This window comes from Ruegeria sp. YTSA226 (genome assembly GCF_059609905.1).
This window is the reverse complement of the sequence record NZ_JBXWMQ010000006.1, coordinates 1-18,024: the sequence shown is the minus strand read 5'-3', so window position 1 is coordinate 18,024 and position 18,024 is coordinate 1. Positions and strand designations below refer to the sequence as shown.

19 protein-coding genes are annotated in these 18,024 nt (G+C 59.0%); 9 read left to right on the top strand and 10 right to left on the bottom strand.

Annotated features, from left to right (window positions below; translation table 11 throughout):
- Nucleotides 1-53: 53 nt before the first annotated feature.
- Nucleotides 54-1,052, top strand: coding sequence for an asparaginase (locus AC2FFF_RS10505; RefSeq protein ID WP_281973032.1), 999 nt, complete (start codon nt 54-56; stop codon nt 1,050-1,052).
- Between the two features lie 5 nt (nt 1,053-1,057).
- Here AC2FFF_RS10505 and AC2FFF_RS10500 read toward each other — a convergent pair whose 3' ends face one another.
- Genes AC2FFF_RS10500 through serB form a run of 4 tightly spaced genes read right to left on the bottom strand, consistent with a single transcriptional unit; the run spans nt 1,058 to nt 3,070 of the window.
- A complete protein-coding gene (locus AC2FFF_RS10500) occupies nt 1,058-1,378 on the bottom strand; it encodes a YciI family protein (RefSeq protein ID WP_142637219.1) in 321 nt (106 codons plus the stop codon).
- Nucleotides 1,379-1,400: 22 nt separating this feature from the next.
- Nucleotides 1,401-1,829 carry an SRPBCC family protein gene (locus AC2FFF_RS10495; RefSeq protein ID WP_271949551.1) on the bottom strand — a complete coding sequence of 143 codons (429 nt, stop codon included), beginning with the start codon at nt 1,827-1,829 and terminating at the stop codon, nt 1,401-1,403.
- Complete coding sequence (locus AC2FFF_RS10490; protein WP_142637223.1) at nt 1,817-2,146, bottom strand: ArsR/SmtB family transcription factor; 330 nt, start codon at nt 2,144-2,146, stop codon at nt 1,817-1,819. Before AC2FFF_RS10490 ends, AC2FFF_RS10495 begins: the two co-directional genes overlap by 13 nt.
- A gap of 45 nt (nt 2,147-2,191) precedes the next feature.
- Nucleotides 2,192-3,070, bottom strand: coding sequence for a phosphoserine phosphatase SerB (serB, locus tag AC2FFF_RS10485; RefSeq protein WP_281973031.1), 879 nt, complete (start codon nt 3,068-3,070; stop codon nt 2,192-2,194).
- 187 nt (nt 3,071-3,257) lie between these two features.
- Here serB and AC2FFF_RS10480 point away from each other — a divergent pair, with 187 nt between their 5' ends.
- Nucleotides 3,258-4,775 (top strand): malonate--CoA ligase, encoded by a 1,518-nt coding sequence (locus AC2FFF_RS10480; protein WP_281973030.1) that lies wholly within the window; start codon nt 3,258-3,260, stop codon nt 4,773-4,775.
- On the opposite strand, the gene AC2FFF_RS10475 is transcribed toward AC2FFF_RS10480, so the two are convergent.
- The 5 genes from AC2FFF_RS10475 to AC2FFF_RS10455 all read right to left on the bottom strand — a co-directional run bounded on the left by AC2FFF_RS10475 (nt 4,762) and on the right by AC2FFF_RS10455 (nt 10,477).
- Nucleotides 4,762-5,499 carry a metallophosphoesterase family protein gene (locus AC2FFF_RS10475; protein WP_281973029.1) on the bottom strand — a complete coding sequence of 246 codons (738 nt, stop codon included), beginning with the start codon at nt 5,497-5,499 and terminating at the stop codon, nt 4,762-4,764. The genes AC2FFF_RS10480 and AC2FFF_RS10475 overlap by 14 nt on opposite strands.
- A 118-nt stretch (nt 5,500-5,617) precedes the next feature.
- A complete protein-coding gene (serA, locus tag AC2FFF_RS10470) occupies nt 5,618-7,213 on the bottom strand; it encodes a phosphoglycerate dehydrogenase (protein ID WP_281973028.1) in 1,596 nt (531 codons plus the stop codon).
- Between the two features lie 65 nt (nt 7,214-7,278).
- Nucleotides 7,279-8,460: a phosphoserine transaminase gene (locus AC2FFF_RS10465; protein WP_271949543.1), complete on the bottom strand. Its 1,182-nt coding sequence runs from the start codon at nt 8,458-8,460 to the stop codon at nt 7,279-7,281.
- Between the two features lie 199 nt (nt 8,461-8,659).
- A complete protein-coding gene (locus AC2FFF_RS10460; protein ID WP_281973027.1) occupies nt 8,660-9,754 on the bottom strand; it encodes a Gfo/Idh/MocA family protein in 1,095 nt (364 codons plus the stop codon).
- Nucleotides 9,755-9,766: 12 nt separating this feature from the next.
- Nucleotides 9,767-10,477 carry a GntR family transcriptional regulator gene (locus AC2FFF_RS10455; RefSeq protein WP_142637238.1) on the bottom strand — a complete coding sequence of 237 codons (711 nt, stop codon included), beginning with the start codon at nt 10,475-10,477 and terminating at the stop codon, nt 9,767-9,769.
- 107 nt (nt 10,478-10,584) lie between these two features.
- Here AC2FFF_RS10455 and AC2FFF_RS10450 point away from each other — a divergent pair, with 107 nt between their 5' ends.
- Genes AC2FFF_RS10450 through AC2FFF_RS10425 form a run of 6 tightly spaced genes read left to right on the top strand, consistent with a single transcriptional unit; the run spans nt 10,585 to nt 16,161 of the window.
- Nucleotides 10,585-11,739 (top strand): LLM class flavin-dependent oxidoreductase, encoded by a 1,155-nt coding sequence (locus AC2FFF_RS10450; RefSeq protein WP_271949539.1) that lies wholly within the window; start codon nt 10,585-10,587, stop codon nt 11,737-11,739.
- A complete protein-coding gene (locus AC2FFF_RS10445; protein ID WP_281973026.1) occupies nt 11,739-12,629 on the top strand; it encodes an aldo/keto reductase in 891 nt (296 codons plus the stop codon). The genes AC2FFF_RS10450 and AC2FFF_RS10445 overlap by 1 nt, the downstream gene beginning before the upstream one ends.
- Nucleotides 12,629-13,144 carry a flavin reductase family protein gene (locus tag AC2FFF_RS10440; RefSeq protein ID WP_185956692.1) on the top strand — a complete coding sequence of 172 codons (516 nt, stop codon included), beginning with the start codon at nt 12,629-12,631 and terminating at the stop codon, nt 13,142-13,144. Before AC2FFF_RS10445 ends, AC2FFF_RS10440 begins: the two co-directional genes overlap by 1 nt.
- 53 nt (nt 13,145-13,197) lie before the next feature.
- A complete protein-coding gene (locus AC2FFF_RS10435) occupies nt 13,198-13,785 on the top strand; it encodes a TRAP transporter small permease (RefSeq protein ID WP_142637246.1) in 588 nt (195 codons plus the stop codon).
- Nucleotides 13,786-15,075 (top strand): TRAP transporter large permease, encoded by a 1,290-nt coding sequence (locus AC2FFF_RS10430; RefSeq protein WP_142637247.1) that lies wholly within the window; start codon nt 13,786-13,788, stop codon nt 15,073-15,075.
- Nucleotides 15,076-15,099: 24 nt separating this feature from the next.
- Nucleotides 15,100-16,161, top strand: coding sequence for a TRAP transporter substrate-binding protein (locus AC2FFF_RS10425; protein WP_142637250.1), 1,062 nt, complete (start codon nt 15,100-15,102; stop codon nt 16,159-16,161).
- Nucleotides 16,162-16,192: 31 nt separating this feature from the next.
- On the opposite strand, the gene AC2FFF_RS10420 is transcribed toward AC2FFF_RS10425, so the two are convergent.
- Complete coding sequence (locus tag AC2FFF_RS10420; protein ID WP_142637252.1) at nt 16,193-16,663, bottom strand: tetratricopeptide repeat protein; 471 nt, start codon at nt 16,661-16,663, stop codon at nt 16,193-16,195.
- An 84-nt stretch (nt 16,664-16,747) separates the two neighbouring features.
- Here AC2FFF_RS10420 and AC2FFF_RS10415 point away from each other — a divergent pair, with 84 nt between their 5' ends.
- Nucleotides 16,748-17,947, top strand: a complete 1,200-nt coding sequence (locus tag AC2FFF_RS10415) for a cytochrome-c peroxidase (RefSeq protein WP_281995461.1) — start codon at nt 16,748-16,750, stop codon at nt 17,945-17,947.
- The last annotated feature ends 77 nt before the right edge of the window (nt 17,948-18,024 follow it).

Here is an 18,024-nt window from a genome sequence, read left to right as displayed (position 1 = left end):
CCATAGGCGAAAGGGCGGTTGGCAGTTTTTTGCGCATGTTTAGGAGGGTCCCGATGACGCAGCCTGTAGCAATGACCGAACTATGGCGGGGGCCTTTACTGGAAAGCCTGCATATGGGACATGCGGTTATCTGTGATGACACTGGTCAGATCGTGCGCAGCTGGGGCGACCCGGAGGCGATAATCTACCCCCGGTCTTCGGCCAAGATGATACAGGCCCTGCCGTTGATTACATCGGGGGCGGCCGCGAAATACGGGCTGAACAGCGAGCATCTGGCATTGGCCTGTGCCTCGCATAACGGCGCGCATATTCACACAGACAGGGTAACGTCCTGGTTGGACCATCTGGGCCTGGCTGAACCCGATTTGCGCTGTGGGCCGCAAGAGCCTCAGGATATGGCGGCGCGCGACGGGCTGATACTTGCCGACGACACGCCCTGTCAGATCCACAACAACTGCTCGGGCAAACATTGCGGGTTTTTGACGGTAGCACAGCATATGGGCGCCGGGCCGGAATATCTTGAAATCGACCACCCGGTTCAACAGGCCTGTTTGTCCGCGCTGGAAGAAACCACCGGCGAAACCAGCCCTGGCTATGGCATCGATGGCTGTTCCGCCCCGAACTTTGCCACCTCGCTGGTGGGGATGGCACGGTCGATGGCGTGGTTTGCCTCGGCGGCGGACCGGTCGGACCGGGCCAGCGATGCGGCACAACACCTGACCGCGGCGATGATCAAACATCCCGAGCTGGTGGCCGGAGAGACGCGCGCCTGTACCGAGCTGATGCGCGCCATGAACGGGCGCGCCGCGATCAAGACCGGGGCCGAGGCCGTATTCATCGCCATCATCCCTGAAAAACGCATGGGCGTCGCGCTGAAGATCACCGATGGCGCCACCCGTGCCAGCGAATGCGCCATTGCTGCCATTCTGGTCAGCCTCGGCGTACTGGAGGCCGATCACCCGGCCACCCGCACCTTTATGAACGCCACGCAATACAGCCGTCGCGGGCTGGAATGTGGCGTGATCCGACCCGCGCCGGGTTTCCCCGGCTAGGGCCGCTACATCTCAATCTCGTGAATCTCGGCCACCTCGACCGAGCCTGACCCGTTTACGACCATGGGGCATCCCTTGGCCATTTCATTGGCGGCGTCGATGCTGTCGGCCTTGATCACGGTAAAGCCGGATACCGGGTTGGCACCGCCATTGTCGACCACACCGCCCGAGCTGACGGTATAGGACTGGCCCACCGGGTTGCCGGGTATTTCTAGTGACGGGCCCATATTCTGAAACCACGCGCCCCAGGCGGCCATGGTTGCTTCGACTTCGGCCGGGTCCGATGGCGTGGTCCCGCCGTGATAGACAAACAGAAACTGTGGCATTTCTTTCCTCCCAGATGAAAACTTATTGCACCAGACCGGCCAGCTTATTCAGCGTCGAGGTCCAGCCTTTCTCGTGGTTTGCGGCGATCTCGTCATCGCCCAGGTCGCGGTGATCGACCACCAGCCGAGCGCCGCCGCCTGCGGCTTCGATCCGTAGCGTTACATGGCTTTCGGCCCCGCGCTGATCCTGATCGTCATGCCAGCCCCAGGTGAAGCCAACCGAATTGGGCGGATCGACATGGGTCACATGGCCCGAGACCTTGAACCGCTGGCCCTCGCCATTCTGCATGACAGAATACCACGGACCAACGCGCGAAAAATCGAGAGTATGTTCGGGCACATGCACCCCTTCGGGGCCCCACCATTGCAACAGCCGTTCTGCGACACTGATCCACGCAAACAGATCCTCTGGCGGTATCGGGAACGTGCGCTCCAGCTTTAGATCGGCCATGAGGTATCCCTTTCAATAGCATCGCCCAGACGATCCAGACTGCTTTCCCAGAATTGTCGTTTCGAAATGGTCCACTCCGCGATCGCGTACAGACCTTCGGGGCGGATCGAATACATCCGCTGGGTGCCCTGCACCCGTTGCCGAACCAGCCCGGCCTCACGCAAAACCTTCAGGTGGCGCGAGACCGCAGCACCCGACATGCCGCGCCCTTCGATCAGGTCGCCCGCGGGCTGCTCTCCGTCCTGCATCAACTGTTCAACGATGGAAAACCGCGTGGCGTCGGACAATGCGGAGAATGTGGTCAGAAGCGTATTCATGACCACTGTTTAACATTTTTGTTAAATAAAGGAAAGCCCCGGTTTTCAGGCTTGGGCAAATTCCTGCCGCGCATAGCCCTGCAGATACAAAAGCGCGGTCAAATCGCCATGGTTGACGCGCACTTCGCATTGTTCCGCGACCGAAGGCTTTGCATGCAGCGCAACCCCGGTTCCGGCCCGGCCCAACATGCCCAGATCATTTGCCCCGTCACCCACAGCGATCACATCGTTTTCGGACAGGCCCAGACGCGCGGTGATCTGTTCCAAAGCATCAACTTTGGCCTGTCGTCCCAAAATCGGTCGCTGCACATCGCCGGTCAGTTTGCCGTTTTCGGCCAGCAGAGTGTTGGCACGGTTTTCGTCAAACCCCAATTCACTGCCCACCTTGGCAGTAAACGCCGTGAACCCGCCCGAGACCAGTGCCGCATAGCCGCCATTGGCGCGCATCGTCGCGACCAGCTCCTTCCCACCGGGCATCAAGGTGATGCGTTCGGCCAGAACCTTGCCGATCACGGCCTCATCCAACCCTTTCAGCAACCCGACCCGTTCGGTCAGCGCGCCTTCGAAATCCAATTCGCCATTCATTGCGCGGGCGGTGATGTCCTTGACGCGGTCGCCGACACCGGCCTCATCCGCCAATTCGTCGATGCATTCCTGCTGGATCATGGTGCTGTCCATATCCGCCAACAGCATCTTTTTGCGCCGCCCCTCGGCAGGCTGCACGATCAGGTCAACGCCAAGCTTCTGCAAATCACCCCAGACATCCCACTGGTTGCCCGGAAGGTCCTGCAGCGCGAACTCTGCCGCCTCATCCGGGCTGAGCCAGATGATCTCGGCCCCGCCCCAGGCATTCCGCAACGACTCGACCAGCGCCAAATCCAGCGCGCGCGTTTCGGGATTGGTCAACAGGGTGGCAACATACATAGTCTATCTCCGGCGAATTCACCTGCGATTAACGCAGATAGCCCCCGATCGCCAGAAGACAGTTTGTCCGCAGCAACCTCTGGCACATCATGCGGACAGAACGGCGACCGATTGCGCCATTCAGGGCTTTACCAGCACGCCATTCCAAGACAGATTCGCCGGGACTGGACAGAAAGGACCTTGGTAGATGGGCAACCCGCTTTACGATCGCTTGTTTGGCATACACGCGGGCAAAGAGACGCCTTTCCTGCATCTGCCCAACGGTCAGGTGCTGACCCATTCTGATTTCCTGGACATGGCATCTCGGTTGGCCAATACCCTAATCGGCTTTGAGCTCGAACCCGGACAACGAGTTGCGGTTCAGGTGGAAAAGTCGCCCGAAGCGCTTGCGCTGTTTGCTGCTTGTGTGCAGACCGGTCTGGTTTTTCTGCCACTCAACACTGCCTATACGGTCAGCGAACTGAGCTATTTCATCGAAAACAGCGGCGCTGCGCTGGTGGTCTGCGATGATGTAAATAGGGCTGGTTTGGCACCCGCCGCCGCCGCCCAGAAGGCACGGCTTGAAACGCTAAACGCTGATGGATCCGGCAGCCTGATGCGGCGTGCGCTGGGTATGCTGCCTGCTTTCGAGCCGGTCAACCGCACCGAGGATGATCTGGCCGCCTTCCTGTACACGTCCGGCACGACCGGCCGATCCAAGGGCGCGATGTTGTCACAGGCCAATCTGCTGTCGAATGCCGAAACATTGGTACGGGAATGGCGGTTTACCGACGATGACGTGTTGCTGCATGCTCTGCCAATCTTTCACACTCATGGGCTGTTCGTGGCAACCAACGTGGTACTGGCTTCGGGCGGGTCGATGATCTTTCTGCCGAAATTCGATCTGGATGAGGTACTGCGGCATTTGCCTGATGCAACCGCGATGATGGGGGTTCCGACCTTCTACACCCGTCTGTTGGATGACGACCGGTTCACCGGCGATCTGGCATGTCATATGCGGCTGTTCATCTCGGGTTCGGCGCCAATGCTGGCCGAAACGCATCAGCAGTTTGAGGCCCGCACCGGGCACCGCATTCTTGAACGCTACGGTATGACCGAGACCAACATGAACACCTCGAACCCCTATGACGGTGAACGCCGCGCCGGATCCGTGGGGTTCCCCTTGCCGGGCGTTGAGCTCAAAGTGACCGACTCTGAGACGGGTGAAACCTTGCCACAGGGCGAAATCGGCATGATCGAGGTGCGTGGCCCCAACGTCTTTCAGGGCTATTGGGAAATGCCCGAGAAGACCGCAGCAGAGTTGCGCGAGGACGGGTTCTTTATCACCGGCGACCTTGGACGTGTGGACGCGGACGGCTATGTCCATATCGTCGGACGCGGCAAGGACCTGATCATCTCGGGCGGGTACAACATCTATCCCAAAGAGGTCGAACTGGTGCTGGACGACCAGCTCGGTGTTCTGGAAAGCGCAGTTATCGGCGTGCCCCATCCGGATTTCGGCGAAACCGTGTTGGGCCTGTTGGTAGCCGAACCAAACAAGTCGCCCGACCTCGAGGCCATCATGGCAAGCGCGCAGACCCAACTGGCGCGATTCAAACATCCCCGCAAGCTGATCGTGCTGAACGAATTGCCGCGCAATACGATGGGCAAAGTGCAAAAAAACGCGCTACGCGAAGCTTACAAAGACCTGTTTACCGAAGACTAGGTCTCAGCGGCGCGCGCCCCTGTGCGGTCAGCAACCAGCAATCACGGCCCTCGAACACGGCAGTGGCCAACGGATGACCATAGCCCGCGCCCGCATCCAAATTGATCCGATTGCCGCAATGTTCCGCCGTATCCACAGGGGTGTGACCATGCACGATCAGCCAGGGGTGCGGGCCAGATTCAACCAAAAATTCCTGCCGTATCCAAACCAGGTCATCTTCGGATTGCTGCGACAGTGGAAGACCGGGCCTGATGCCAGCGTGGACGAACAGCAGTTCATCCTCCTGATGGTAAACTGGCAAAGCGTTGATAAAATCCAGATGTGCTGGCGGTACGGCGGCACAGGCCCGTTCATGGACCTGATAGATGCGGTCATTGTCCGTGACTTCAACCCCATAGGAGGCCAGCGTATCCCGACCACCCAGCCGTGGGTTCAGCCAGTTCAGCGTGACGGGCAGTTGCTTATCTGCAATCTCGCGCTCTTGCACGAAGCGAGTCATCATGCGGTCGTGGTTACCCTTGACCATGACCCAGTTCCGCCCCGTCTGTTGGCCTTCGATCAGCAGGTTCAGAACACCACGACTGTCCGGGCCTCGATCGACATAGTCACCCAGAAACACAATCTTTGCATCTGGCCCGCCATCGGCCTCGATCCGCGACAGCGCAACCTGCAGCATGCCGAGCTGGCCGTGGATGTCACCGATTGCATAAATTGGCGAGGACATGGAAAACCCTAAATCAACAGGAACACCCTGCTTGTGACGCGTCTTGGCGGCCGGGAAAAGAAAATACCCACGCCTTGGAAGACGCGGGTATGAAGTGTCTCAGATATTCAACACCGCCTCAGGCAACGTCGAACTCCAGCGGTTTGATTTGCGTGAACAGGCCGGTTTCGGCCAGCTTTGCCCGCGCTTCGGCTGGCACCGGTTCGTCGACATACAGCAGCGCAATCGCTTCGCCGCCCGCTTCGGACCGGCCAAGGGTAAAGTTGGCGATGTTCACATCGCTTTCACCCATGGTCTGGCCCAACGCACCGATGATACCCGGAACATCCTCGTTGGTGGTGTACAGCATATGCGCGCCGACCTCGGCGTCGATATTGATGCCTTTGATCTGGATGAAGCGGGGTTTGCCGTCGCTGAACACCGTGCCACCGATGGAACGCTCGCGCTTTTCGGTCACGACAGTAACCTTGATGTACCCCTCGAAGGCACCCGATTTATCCTGATTGGTGGTCGAGATCTTGATGCCACGCTCTTTGGCCACCACAGGGGCAGAGACCATGTTAACCTCGGGGTTGAACTTTTTCATGATCCCGGCCACGGCCGAACAGTTCAGAGCCGCAAGGTTCATCTCAGCCGCGACACCGTCATAGAGAATGTTGATCGCCTTGATCGGCTCATCCGTCATTTGACCGATGAAGCTGCCCAGATGTCCGGCCAGTTTGATCCACGGCCCCATGACCTTGGCTTCTTCGGCGGTGACGGACGGCATGTTCAGCGCGTTCTCAACCGCGCCGGTCAGCAGGTAGTTCGAGATTTGCTCGGCCACCTGCAGCGCCACGTTTTCCTGCGCCTCGGTCGTTGCGGCCCCCAGATGCGGCGTGCAGACGACGTTGGGCAGGTTGAACAGCGCATTGTCCTTCGCGGGCTCTTCGCTGAACACGTCAAAGGCCGCACCCGCCACGTGACCGGATTGCAGAGCCTCGGCCAGCGCCTCTTCATCGACCAGACCACCGCGGGCACAGTTGACGATGCGCACGCCAGGCTTGGTCTTGGCCAGATTTTCGCGGCTGAGGATGTTGCGAGTCTGATCGGTCAGCGGCACATGCAAGGTGATGAAATCGGCACGCGACAGCAGCTCATCCAGTTCAACCTTTTCAACACCCATCTTGGCGGCTTTCTCTTCGCCCAGATAGGGATCATAGGCGACAACCTTCATTTTCAGGCCCAGGGCGCGTTCGCAGACGATCCCGCCAATATTGCCCGCACCAATGACGCCCAAGGTTTTGTTGGTCAGCTCGATCCCCATGAACTTGGACTTTTCCCATTTGCCCGCATGGGTCGAAGTGCTAGCCTCGGGGATCTGCCGCGCCACGGCGAACATCATCGCAATCGCGTGCTCGGCTGTGGTGATCATGTTGCCAAAGGGCGTGTTCATCACGATGACGCCCTTCTTGCTGGCGGCATCCTTGTCGACATTGTCGGTGCCGATGCCGGCGCGACCTATGACTTTCAGCTTGTCCGCATGTTCCAGCAAGGTCGGCGTGACCTTGGTGGCCGAGCGGATGGCAAGGCCGTCATATTGGCCAATCACTTCGGCCAGTTTATCTTTGTCCTTGCCCAGATCGGGCATGAAATCCACGTCGATGCCGCGGTCGCGGAAAATCTGAACAGCGGTTTCACTGAGTTTGTCAGAAACGAGTACTTTGGGAGCCATGTCTGTGGTCCTTGAATGTAATGAGATGTCCGGGCCTGAGGCGGCCCGGTGAAGATTGCGAAAGATCAGGCGGCTTCAGTTTGTGCTGCGAGCTCAGCCTCGAAGGCCCAGGCTAGCCAGGGCAACATCGCTTCGATATCCGAAGTTTCGACCGTGCCGCCGCACCAGATACGCAGACCCGCAGGTGCGTCGCGATAAGCCCCGATATCCAACGCGATATTCTCGGCCTCCAACCGCTTTGCAACGGCCTTGGCAAAGGCTGCGCCGTCCCGAATGCGCGCATCGGTGAATTTCAGACAGACAGACGTATTCGACTGCGTCGCCGGGTCGTCAGCCAGGTTGGCGATCCAGCCATTCTGCTCGCAGAACGCATGCACCGCACCGGCATTCGCATCGGCCCGGCCAATCAATCCCTGCAGACCACCAACTGAGCGCGCCCAGTCCAATGCAAACAGATAGTCCTCAACCGCCAGCATCGACGGGGTGTTGATCGTGGCGCCAGTAAAGATACCATCGATCAGCTTACCGCCCTTGGTCAGGCGGAAAATCTTGGGCAATGGCCATGCGGGGGTATAGCTTTCAAGCCGCTCCACAGCGCGTGGGGAAAGGATCAGCATCCCATGCGCCGCCTCTCCGCCCAGAACTTTCTGCCAGCTAAACGTGGTCACATCCAACTTGTCCCACGGCAGGTCCATCGCGAAGGCCGCCGAAGTCGCATCGCAGATCGTCAAACCCTGACGGTCATCCGCAATCCAGTCACCGTTTGGCACCCGCACGCCCGAAGTCGTGCCGTTCCATGTAAAGACCACGTCATGGAAGAAGTCGACCGAGGCCAGATCGATGATCTGCCCATAATCGGCTGTTTTCACTTCGGCGTCGATTTTTAGCTGCTTGACCACATCCGTGATCCATCCCGCGCCAAAGCTTTCCCAGGCCAGCATCTCGACCTTGCGTTCACCCAACAGCGACCACAGCGCCATCTCAACCGCGCCGGTGTCAGACGCGGGAACGATGCCGATCTTGTAATCTGCTGGAATGCCCAGCACTTCACGCGTACCTTCGATGGCCGCTTTCAGCTTGTCCTTGCCAACAGCAGCGCGATGCGAACGGCCAAGTGCTGCGTCAGCCAGTTTGGTCAGGTCAAATGTGGGGGGTTTGGCGCAGGGCCCCGAGGAAAAGCGCGGATTTGCCGGCCGCGTTTCAGGTTTGCGCACGGCGTCATTCGATGCCGGTTGTTCGATAGTCATGTGTATTACCCTTCCAGATACACGCCCCTCGTTGGGGAGGGGTGTCCCACGGACAGAGCTAGGGTGCAGATGCAGCATCAACAAGCGAAAAAGACCCATTAGAAATCAAAAACGACAGGTTTTTATGCGCAAGTTGGGGGAGCGCGTTTCCGATAGGCGCAATTTCGTCACCGGCTCAGCGCATCGTCCTTGTTGCCTATCAGGTCAACCGAACGGCTTCACCCGTTGCCAGCGCCTGTTGTGCCGCCAACCCCATACGAACGGCCCACAGACCATCCTGCAGCGTCACATCCGGCGCGGCCCTTTCGCCGCGGACAAGCGCAAGGAACCCCTGATGCTGGTAATAGGTCGAGCCATTGTGATCCCCGGCGGCCAGCAAGCGCGGGTCAACGGGGATGTCCTGTGACACCGGCCCCTTCGGATTACGCGGGCTGACAATCACCTGCGGCACCGGCGGCTCACCCAGATGATCGGGCCAAAAGCGCCCCGGCCCCGGCACCAGCGCCTCGATCTTGGCCAGTTGTCCTGTGGCCGAGATTTCCTCTTGGTACCGCGATCCTTCGGCGAACATGCACAGTTCCAGCATCGCCCGCGTGCCGTTGGCGAAATCAACCAGAACATAACCGTGATCCAGAATATCCGGCGTTTCCCCATCATAGCTTTCGTCCAGATGGTTTACCGCCTGCCCACCGCTGGCGGTGATCCGCACCGGATCGGACCCAAGGATCAGCCGCATCAGGTCGAAGAAATGGCAGCATTTCTCGACAAATGTGCCGCCGGTATTGCGGTTGAACCGGTTCCAGTTGCCGACCTTTTCCAGAAAGGGAAATCGATGTTCTCGGATCGTCAGCATCTGCACCCCGCCGGTGGATTGGAGCCCTTTGATCAAAGCGGCAATCGGAGGCATATAGCGATATTCCATCGCCACCCAGATTGGATGGGGATAGTCACGCTGCACCGTTTCCAGCCGCGCCGCATCCTGCGGATCGGTAAAAAGCGGCTTTTCCACCAACAGGGGCAGTGGGCGCATCGCCGCGATGTCGCAGATCTGATCCACATGCAGGTGGTTCGGGCTGGCGATGACTAGGCAATCCAGATCCTCGACCGCCAGAAGGTCAGCCACCGACCCCACCATCACAGCCTCGGGCGCGATCTCTTGCGCGGCGTGGGCCATCTGCGGGTCGGGCTCATAGATTGCCGCCACGCGCGTGCCATCCAGCAGAGCGATATTATGCAGGTGCTCCTGCCCCATCATGCCGCATCCGATCAGCCCGTAATTGATGGTCCGGGTCATGCGCGTTTCCTTTTACTTCAAGCGTTGAACATAGGTGGCCCGATCCGGATCGAACCAAGTTTTAGAGAATTCGACGGGTTCGACCTGTTCTGACCAGCTGAACCGCTCGATATACCCGACCGTCTGCCCGAAGGGCTTGGTAAAGCCCGTCGGTGTCCAATCGGGCAGCGCGGCGATTGAAACCCTGTCTACGGCCCGCGTGATCCAGAACCCCAACTGCTGCTGATAATAGCGATACAGCGAGTCAGACAGCAGGTTGCCGTCGATCAAACCCACTGATTCGTCGAGCCATATCTCTTCGACCGCGATGATTGTGTCATTCAAATAGCGCATCCGGCGCACGCGCGACCCCGTGGCGGCGGCTCCGAACCCGGGCAGATTGGCAGGCTTTTCCAGATGATCGACCGACAGGATATCCGCGCTTGGCAAACCGCCCCCTTCGGGCAGCTCAAGCCGGAACATCGCATAGACGCTGTTCTGCGTTCCGGTCTCACGGATGTAATTGCCCGAGCCCTGAATGCGTTCCAACATCCCTTTTTTCTCAAGCTCGGACAGCGATTTTCGCAGGGTTCCGACCGAGACATTCAGGTCCGCCGCCATGTCCCGTTCCGGCGGTAGACGCTCACCGTCAATCAGACGGCCGGCCGCAATATCGCGGATCAGCAGTTCTGCAATCTGAACATATATCGGAAGGGCATTGGGGTTTCGGCTTGTGGGGGGCACGTCGGGGCGCTTCGATTGGTCACAGGAAAAATTGATACACTATTGATCTACATCAATGTGATTGCTACGCAAGAGAAAAAGCAAATCCATTGCGGAGACCGACTCAGATGACGATCGTCCCAATCACCTCCCCCGATCTGAATGCGGCCGAGGTCTCGTGGTTTTCGGCTCTGTGTTCGGATGACTATCAGTTTCTGGGGATGCCCGATGGCGATCTGCGGTCCAGCTGGGACCATTGTTCCGCCATCGTGAAAGAGGCCGAGGCACAGGGGTTTCGCAACATCCTGTGCCCGTCATCCTATCAGGTCGGTCAGGACACGCTCAGCTTTGTTGCTGGATGCGCACCGATCACCGACAAGATCAACCTGCTGGCCGCGGTGCGTTGCGGTGAAATGCAGCCCATCATGCTGGCCCGCACCATCGCGACGCTGGATCACATGTTGCGGGGGCGTTTGACGGTCAACATCATCTCGTCCGATTTCCCTGGTGAAAAGGCAGACAGCGCGTTCCGTTATCAACGCTCGCGCGAAGTCGTCGAAATCCTGAAACAGGCTTGGACGCGGGATGAGATCAACCATGCGGGCGAGGTCTATAATTTCTCGGGCCTGACCACCGATCCAGCCAAACCCTATCAGACCGGCGGACCACTGTTGTATTTCGGCGGCTATTCCCCATCTGCGCTCGAACTGTGCGGAGAGCATTGCGATGTCTACCTGATGTGGCCAGAAACCGAGGATCAACTGGCCGGGCGGATGCAGGCGGTTCATGCGGTAGCCGAGAATTACAACCGGACTCTGGATTACGGCTTGCGCGTTCACATGATCGTTCGCGATACCGAGACCGAAGCGCAGGAATACGCTGATTACATCGTATCCAAGCTGGACGACGAATACGGTCGCGCCATCCGCGAACGGGCGCTGGATTCCACCTCGCTGGGTGTGGCGCATCAGGCCAAAAACCGCGATCTGGCGGATGAATACGGCTATGTCGAACCTGGTCTCTGGACAGGCGTGGGCCGGGCGCGGTCTGGCTGCGGCGCAGCGCTTGTGGGCTCCACCGATCAGGTCATGACCAAGATTGAAAACTATCAAAAGATGGGCATCCGCGCCTTCATCTTCTCGGGCTATCCACATCTGGACGAGGCCCGCCATTTCGGTGCCCGCGTGATGCCCAACCTGAAAACCTGCTCGCTTCCCGAGGAATACGGACGCGTGCCCAAAACCATCCCAGCCACCCCGCTGGGCAACGGAGTTCGCCGCTAATGCAACGTGTAAAGCTTTCAGACACGCTGGAAATGAGCCGCCTGGTATACGGCATGTGGCGCTTGGGTGATGACAGTGACACCTCGGCGGATCATGTCGAAGCCAAGATACAAGCCTGCCTGGATCAGGGCATCACCACATTCGATCAGGCCGACATCTATGGCGGTTACGCAGCCGAGGCGGTTTTGGGCAACGCCCTGCGCGCCAACCCGGCGCTGCGCGCGCGGATGGAGATCGTCACCAAATGCGACATCGTTGCGCCGATGGGCCGATACGCAGACGCCATGGTCAAATATTATGACACATCGCGCGCGCATATCCTGAAATCGGTTGAAACCTCGCTGTCCGAAATGGCAATCGACCATGTCGACCTGCTCCTGATCCACCGCCCTGATCCCTTCATGGACCACCATGAGACCGGCGCAGCGCTGGACGAGGTCGTGGCCAGCGGCAAAGTGGGCGCGGTTGGCGTATCGAATTTCCGCCCGTGGGACTGGACGCTTCTGCAATCAGCGATGAAGACCCAACTGGTCACCAACCAGGTCGAGATCTCGCTGGGCGAAATCCGCCCCTTCACCAATGGCGACCTAGCGTTTCATCAACAGCATGGGCAGCCGGTGATGGCGTGGTCGCCGCTGGGCGGCGGACTGCTGATGGCCGGGAACCCTCCGGTCGGCGTGGTCGCGGATGAGATCGCCGCCGAATTCGGAGTGGACCGGGCCGCAGTGGCCGTGGCCTTCCTTCTGGCACATCCTGCAGGCATCCTGCCGGTGCTAGGCACCAACAATCTGGGCCGGATCAAACAGATTTCGGACGCCTTGAAAGTCAATCTGGATCGCGAGAGTTGGTACCGCCTTTATGAGGCGGCACTGGGCCATGAGGTACCATGATGAATGCAATGTCACAGGACATGAACCATACTTTCATCCCACACAAGGATGACACCCGAACCCTGCGAGATGCGTTTGGCCGCTTTGCCACCGGAGTTACCATCGTCACCTGCAACAGCACGGACGGCCCGGTCTGCATCACCGCCAACAGTTTTTCGTCCCTATCGCTGGACCCGCCCCTGATCATGTGGGCCGGCGACCGCAACTCGCGCCGCTTCCCCTATTTCCACAAGGCGCGCCATTTCAGCGTTCATGTATTGTCCTCTGAACAGGCCGAGCTGTGTTTCGGCTGCTCGAAAAACGCCTTTGCGCTGCGAGACATCGCCCATGGGCATTGCTCAAATGGTACCCCTCTGCTGCCGGATTGTCTGGCACGGTTTGAATGTGAACAACACGCTTATCACGACGCAGGCGATCATGTGATCGTGGTGGGCAAAGTCCTGAAGGCCAGCATAAGCGATGGAGACGCGCTGACCTTCTATGCCGGAAAACTCGGCCAATTCGCGCAGTCCTAAGCGCGCTCTGACGACTGCGGGACAAACCCGCGGCTGACATAGGGAGGAAACGCATGGGCGGACTGGCAACGATGCTGGCGCCGATTGCATTCGTGAACGAAACCGTGCTGCGATTGGGCCGCGCGGTTGGCGTCGTTGCGATTGCATTCATGGTGACTGCAATCCTGATTCAGGTATTCTTCCGATATGTGCTGGGCAACGCACTGCCCTGGCCGGATGAGGCCGCCCGGTTCTGCATGCTCTGGATGACGGGTCTGATGGCCCCGACCGCGTTTCGCCGCGGCGGGTTCGTGGCCATCGACATGGTGCCCCTGATGCTTCCGCGCGTATTGGGACAGGTACTGATGCTCGCGCTGCTGTTCGTGTCACTGGCGGTGCTGCTGGTGGCGGTTAAGATCGGCTGGTCCGAAGTGACCGGGTTCGGGGGCAAATTCGCAACCGCCGCTTTGTATATTCCCACCTCATTTGGCTTTGACGAATGGTACCGCGTCCCGCGCAGCTGGATGATGGCCTCGCTGCTGGTGGGGGTGGCCCTTCTGATCGTAGTAAATGTCGAGCTGATCCTGCGCGCGATTGTCTCGCTATTGGGGGGCGCAGACCTGCTGCCTGAAATTGCCGACGCACCGGTGGGGGCTGAATAGATGTTGATTTGGTTCCTGCCCACTTTCCTTGTCTTTCTGATGATCGGCCTGCCGGTCTTTTTCGCCCTTTTGGCCGCCCCGGGTATCCTGCTGTGGCTGAATGGCCAATCCAATGACATCACCCTGCTGTACCGCAATGTTTATAACGGCATGGACAGCTTTCCCCTGATGGCAATCCCTTTCTTCATGCTGGCCGGAGAGCTAATGAACCGCGGCGGGATAACCATCCGTCTGGTGGAATTCAGCCAAGCCTTGATGGGCCATTTTCGCGGCGGGTTGGCGCATGTGAACGTGCTCAGCTCGATCCTGTTTGCGGGACTCTCGGGCTCTGCCGTGGCGGATACATCAGCGCTGGGTTCAATGCTGATCCCGGCGATGGAGAAGCAGGGCTATACCCGCAAATTTGCCGCGGCAATCACGGCGGCCAGTTCGGTGATCGGTCCGATCATTCCCCCTTCGGGCATCATGATCATCTACGCGTATGTGATGGGCGAAAGCGTTGCGGCGCTGTTTCTGGCTGGGATCGTGCCGGGCGTCATGGTTGGCGTTGGCCTGATGCTGATGATCAAATTCATGGCCGACAAGTATGATTTTCCCGTTGCCAGCCGCAAATACACATGGGGTGAACGGGGTCAGGCCAGCCTCAAGGCGTTCTTTCCACTGCTGACTCCGGTGATCATTCTGGGTGGTATTCTGGGCGGTATCTTTACACCTACCGAAGCCGCAGCGGTGGCCGTCGGCTATGCCTTTCTGATCGGCTTTTTCATCCTGCGCACCCTGACGCTCAAAGAAGTGCCCGAGATCCTCAGCAATGCCGGCCTAACCTCCGCCGTCGTTCTGCTGCTGGTGGGGGCGGCCATGGCGTTCAAAACCGTGGTCAGCCTCAGCCATGCGCCAGAACAGCTGGCCTCGCTGATCCTCAGCCTGTCGGAAAACCCGCTGATCCTGCTGTTTCTGATCAACCTGCTCTTGTTCGTTGTCGGCATGTTTTTGGATGCCGGGCCTGCGATCATCATTCTTGGGCCGATCCTGGGACCGATCTTTACCAGCCTCGGCGTCGACCCGATCCACTTTGCCATCATCATGAGCGTCAACTTGACCGTTGGTCTGGCCACACCCCCCATGGGGCTAGTGCTGTTCGTGGCCGCCGCCGTGTCGCGCGAAAAGGTTGAAACCATTGCCAAGGCGATCCTGCCGTTTCTGGCCGTTGAAATCATCGTGATCTTTCTGATCACCTACATCCCCGCATTATCCATGACGATCCCGAGGATAACGGGATTTGCCAACTAACTGAGTTCCACAGGGAGGAAACGCATGCTCAGAACCTTTATCAAAACCGCAGCGGTGGCCACGTCGCTGGTCGCCGCATCAGCCATCGCGGCCACGGCAGCGGATTATACGCTGCGCGCCACGGCCAACTCGAACGAAAATGACGAGGATTATGACGGTCTAATCGTTTTCAAGAACTATGTCGAAGCCGCTTCGAACGGCGCGATCGAAGTCGAGCTGTTCATCGGTACGCAGCTGTGTTCGAACGGCGCGGAATGCCTGCAGGGTGTGGCCGATGGAACCATCGACATCTATATCTCGACCTCGGGCGGGGCGTCAGGCATCTTTCCCTATGTCCAGGTCCTCGACCTACCCTACCTTATGGCGGATGACCGGATTGCCGAGCATGTTCTATCCGGCGATTTCACCCGCACCATGCGCGACATGGCGCTTGAGGATTCCGGCGGCGCGATCCGTCTGATGACCATCGGCAACACTGGTGGCTGGCGCAACTTTGCCAACACCCAGCGTCGCGTGGCTGAACCAGCTGATATGGAAGGGTTGAAAATCCGCACCGTGGTCGCTGACCTGCCACAAGAGCTGGTTAAAGCCTTGGGTGCATCGCCCACCCCGATCCCGTGGCCGGAACTGTTCACCAGCTTTCAAACCGGTGTGGTTGAAGGGTCCAAGAACGGCATCACCGACATCATGGGCATGAAATTCCCCGATGCAGGCCTGCAATATGTCACCCTGGACGGCCATGCCTATATGGGCGCTCTGTGGTGGATGAATAACGCCAAGTTCCAGGAGATGCCCGAAGACATGCGCCGTGTCGTGGTCGATGGGTTCTATGCGCTGCAGCAGGCCACCTTTGCCTCACCCAAGCGCAAGTCGATCCAGGCCTATGAGGATTTCGTCGCCGGTGGCGGTGATCTGTACGTGCCGACCCCCGAGCAGAAAGCCGCGTTCAAAGAGGCGGCAACCCCGGTCTACGAGTGGTTCCAAACCAACGTCGGTCGTGGTGATGAGGTCTTCACCGCGCTCACCGAAGCCGTTGCAGCGGCCGAGGCAGACGTCAACGCATCGCGTGACGCGGACCTGAACTAAGCCATTTAGGGTCGGGCGTTTGGCCCGACCCTCACCGAAACGGGTACATCCACCCTTTATAGTCGTTGACCAGAACATGGGCTCTTTCAATCTGCTCCTGCGACATTTTCTTGACCACTTCCTCAAGGCTGATTGCCGCGTCGGGATCGCCGCCAATGGCGCTGAGCGTGTACCACATGTAAGCCCGCACAAGATCGGGCGCAGGCATGCCCAGACCCAGTTCGTAATACCAGCCGATCCCCGATTGTGCGCCCGGATGCCCCTTCATCGATGCGCGCAGATACCATTCAAAGGCCCGTTCATAATCCTGCTCGACTCCAAGACCCAACCCGTACATCACGCCGATCAATTCCTCGGCCTCGGCATTGCCGGATCGGGCGGCGGGCAGCAGTTCCTCGCGCGCGGCCTCGAACGCGCCGGCCTCCATCATGTCACGCGCCTGTTCCAGCTCGGCCAGCGCAGGGGTCGCAAGCATACACAGGGCAAATATAATCTGGCGCATGGGATTGCTTTCCTTTTTGCCGGCGCGGCCGCAGCGCAAGAGCTGCCACGCCCGCTGACCGATGATGATTTCCTGTCCTTTGATATGGAACAGGCAGCCATCGGTCATCAACTGTTTTACGATCCAATCCTGTCGGGCAATCAAAACATCGCCTGCGCCCATTGCCACCATCCCGATTTCGGAACATCCGACGGCCTGTCGCTGGGTATTGGCGAAGGCGGTCAGGGGTTAGGCCCCGATCGCACGCCGGGCACTGGGTCCGACAAAATCCGCAAGCGTATTCCCCGAAATTCGCCCGGCCTTTGGAACCTCGGGGCAAAGGACATCCATACTGTTTTCCATGACGGACGACTGAGTATCTCGGATGTCTATGGCAACGGCTTCAACTCTCCGGCGCAGGAATGGTTGCCCGCGGGATTGAATTCTCTGCTGGCCGCGCAGGCGCTGTTCCCGCTGACCTCGCAGTTTGAGATGGCAGGAAATGTGGCTGAAAACGAGGTGACCGGCGCGGTACATGACCGGATAGACAAGGGCTGGCCGATCCTTGCCAAGCGTGTGCGCACCGACCCCGCCTACGGTCCGGCCATGATCGCAGCCTTCCCTGAAGTCGAGACATCCGAAGACATAACCATCACCCAGATCGCCAATGCTCTGGCCGCCTTCATGGCTATCGAATGGCGCAGTATCGACAGCCCTTTTGATCATTATCTGGCAGGGAACACCGATGCGCTGTCACCGGTTCAGAAGGCTGGGATGACCCTTTTCTATGGCAAGGCGCAATGCTCCACCTGCCACGCCGGGCCCCTAATGTCGGATCAGAAGTTCCACGCGCTGGCCTTGCCGCCCTTTGGCCCGGGCCGCACCCGGCAATGGGATCCCAATGTCCGCGATGTTGGCCGCATGGGCGAAAGTGATCGGCTTGAGGATGCCTACCGCTTTCGAACGCCGATGCTGCGCAATGTCGCTCTAACCGCACCATACGGCCATAACGGGGCCTTTCCCGATCTCGACAGCGTGATCCGCCATCACCTCAACCCTGAACGCAGCCTGTCGCGTTGGACCCGTGACATGGCCGCCCTGCCCGAAATTCCGTGGCTGGAACAGATTGATTTCGCGGTATGGGGCGATCAGTTCGAAATGGCGCGCCTACGCAGCCGGATCGACATCCCAGAGATTGACCTGACAGATGCAGAAATCACCAGTCTTGTGGAATTCCTGCATGGTCTGACCGGGACCAGCATCAAGACGCCGCCATTTGGGATTCCTGGCAATTTCATCCCATAAGATCAGCCCCTGGCCATTGCGGGGGCTGATCTGGTTGTCGTCTGTTTACTCTGCGGCTTCTTCGTAAGCGTCCATTG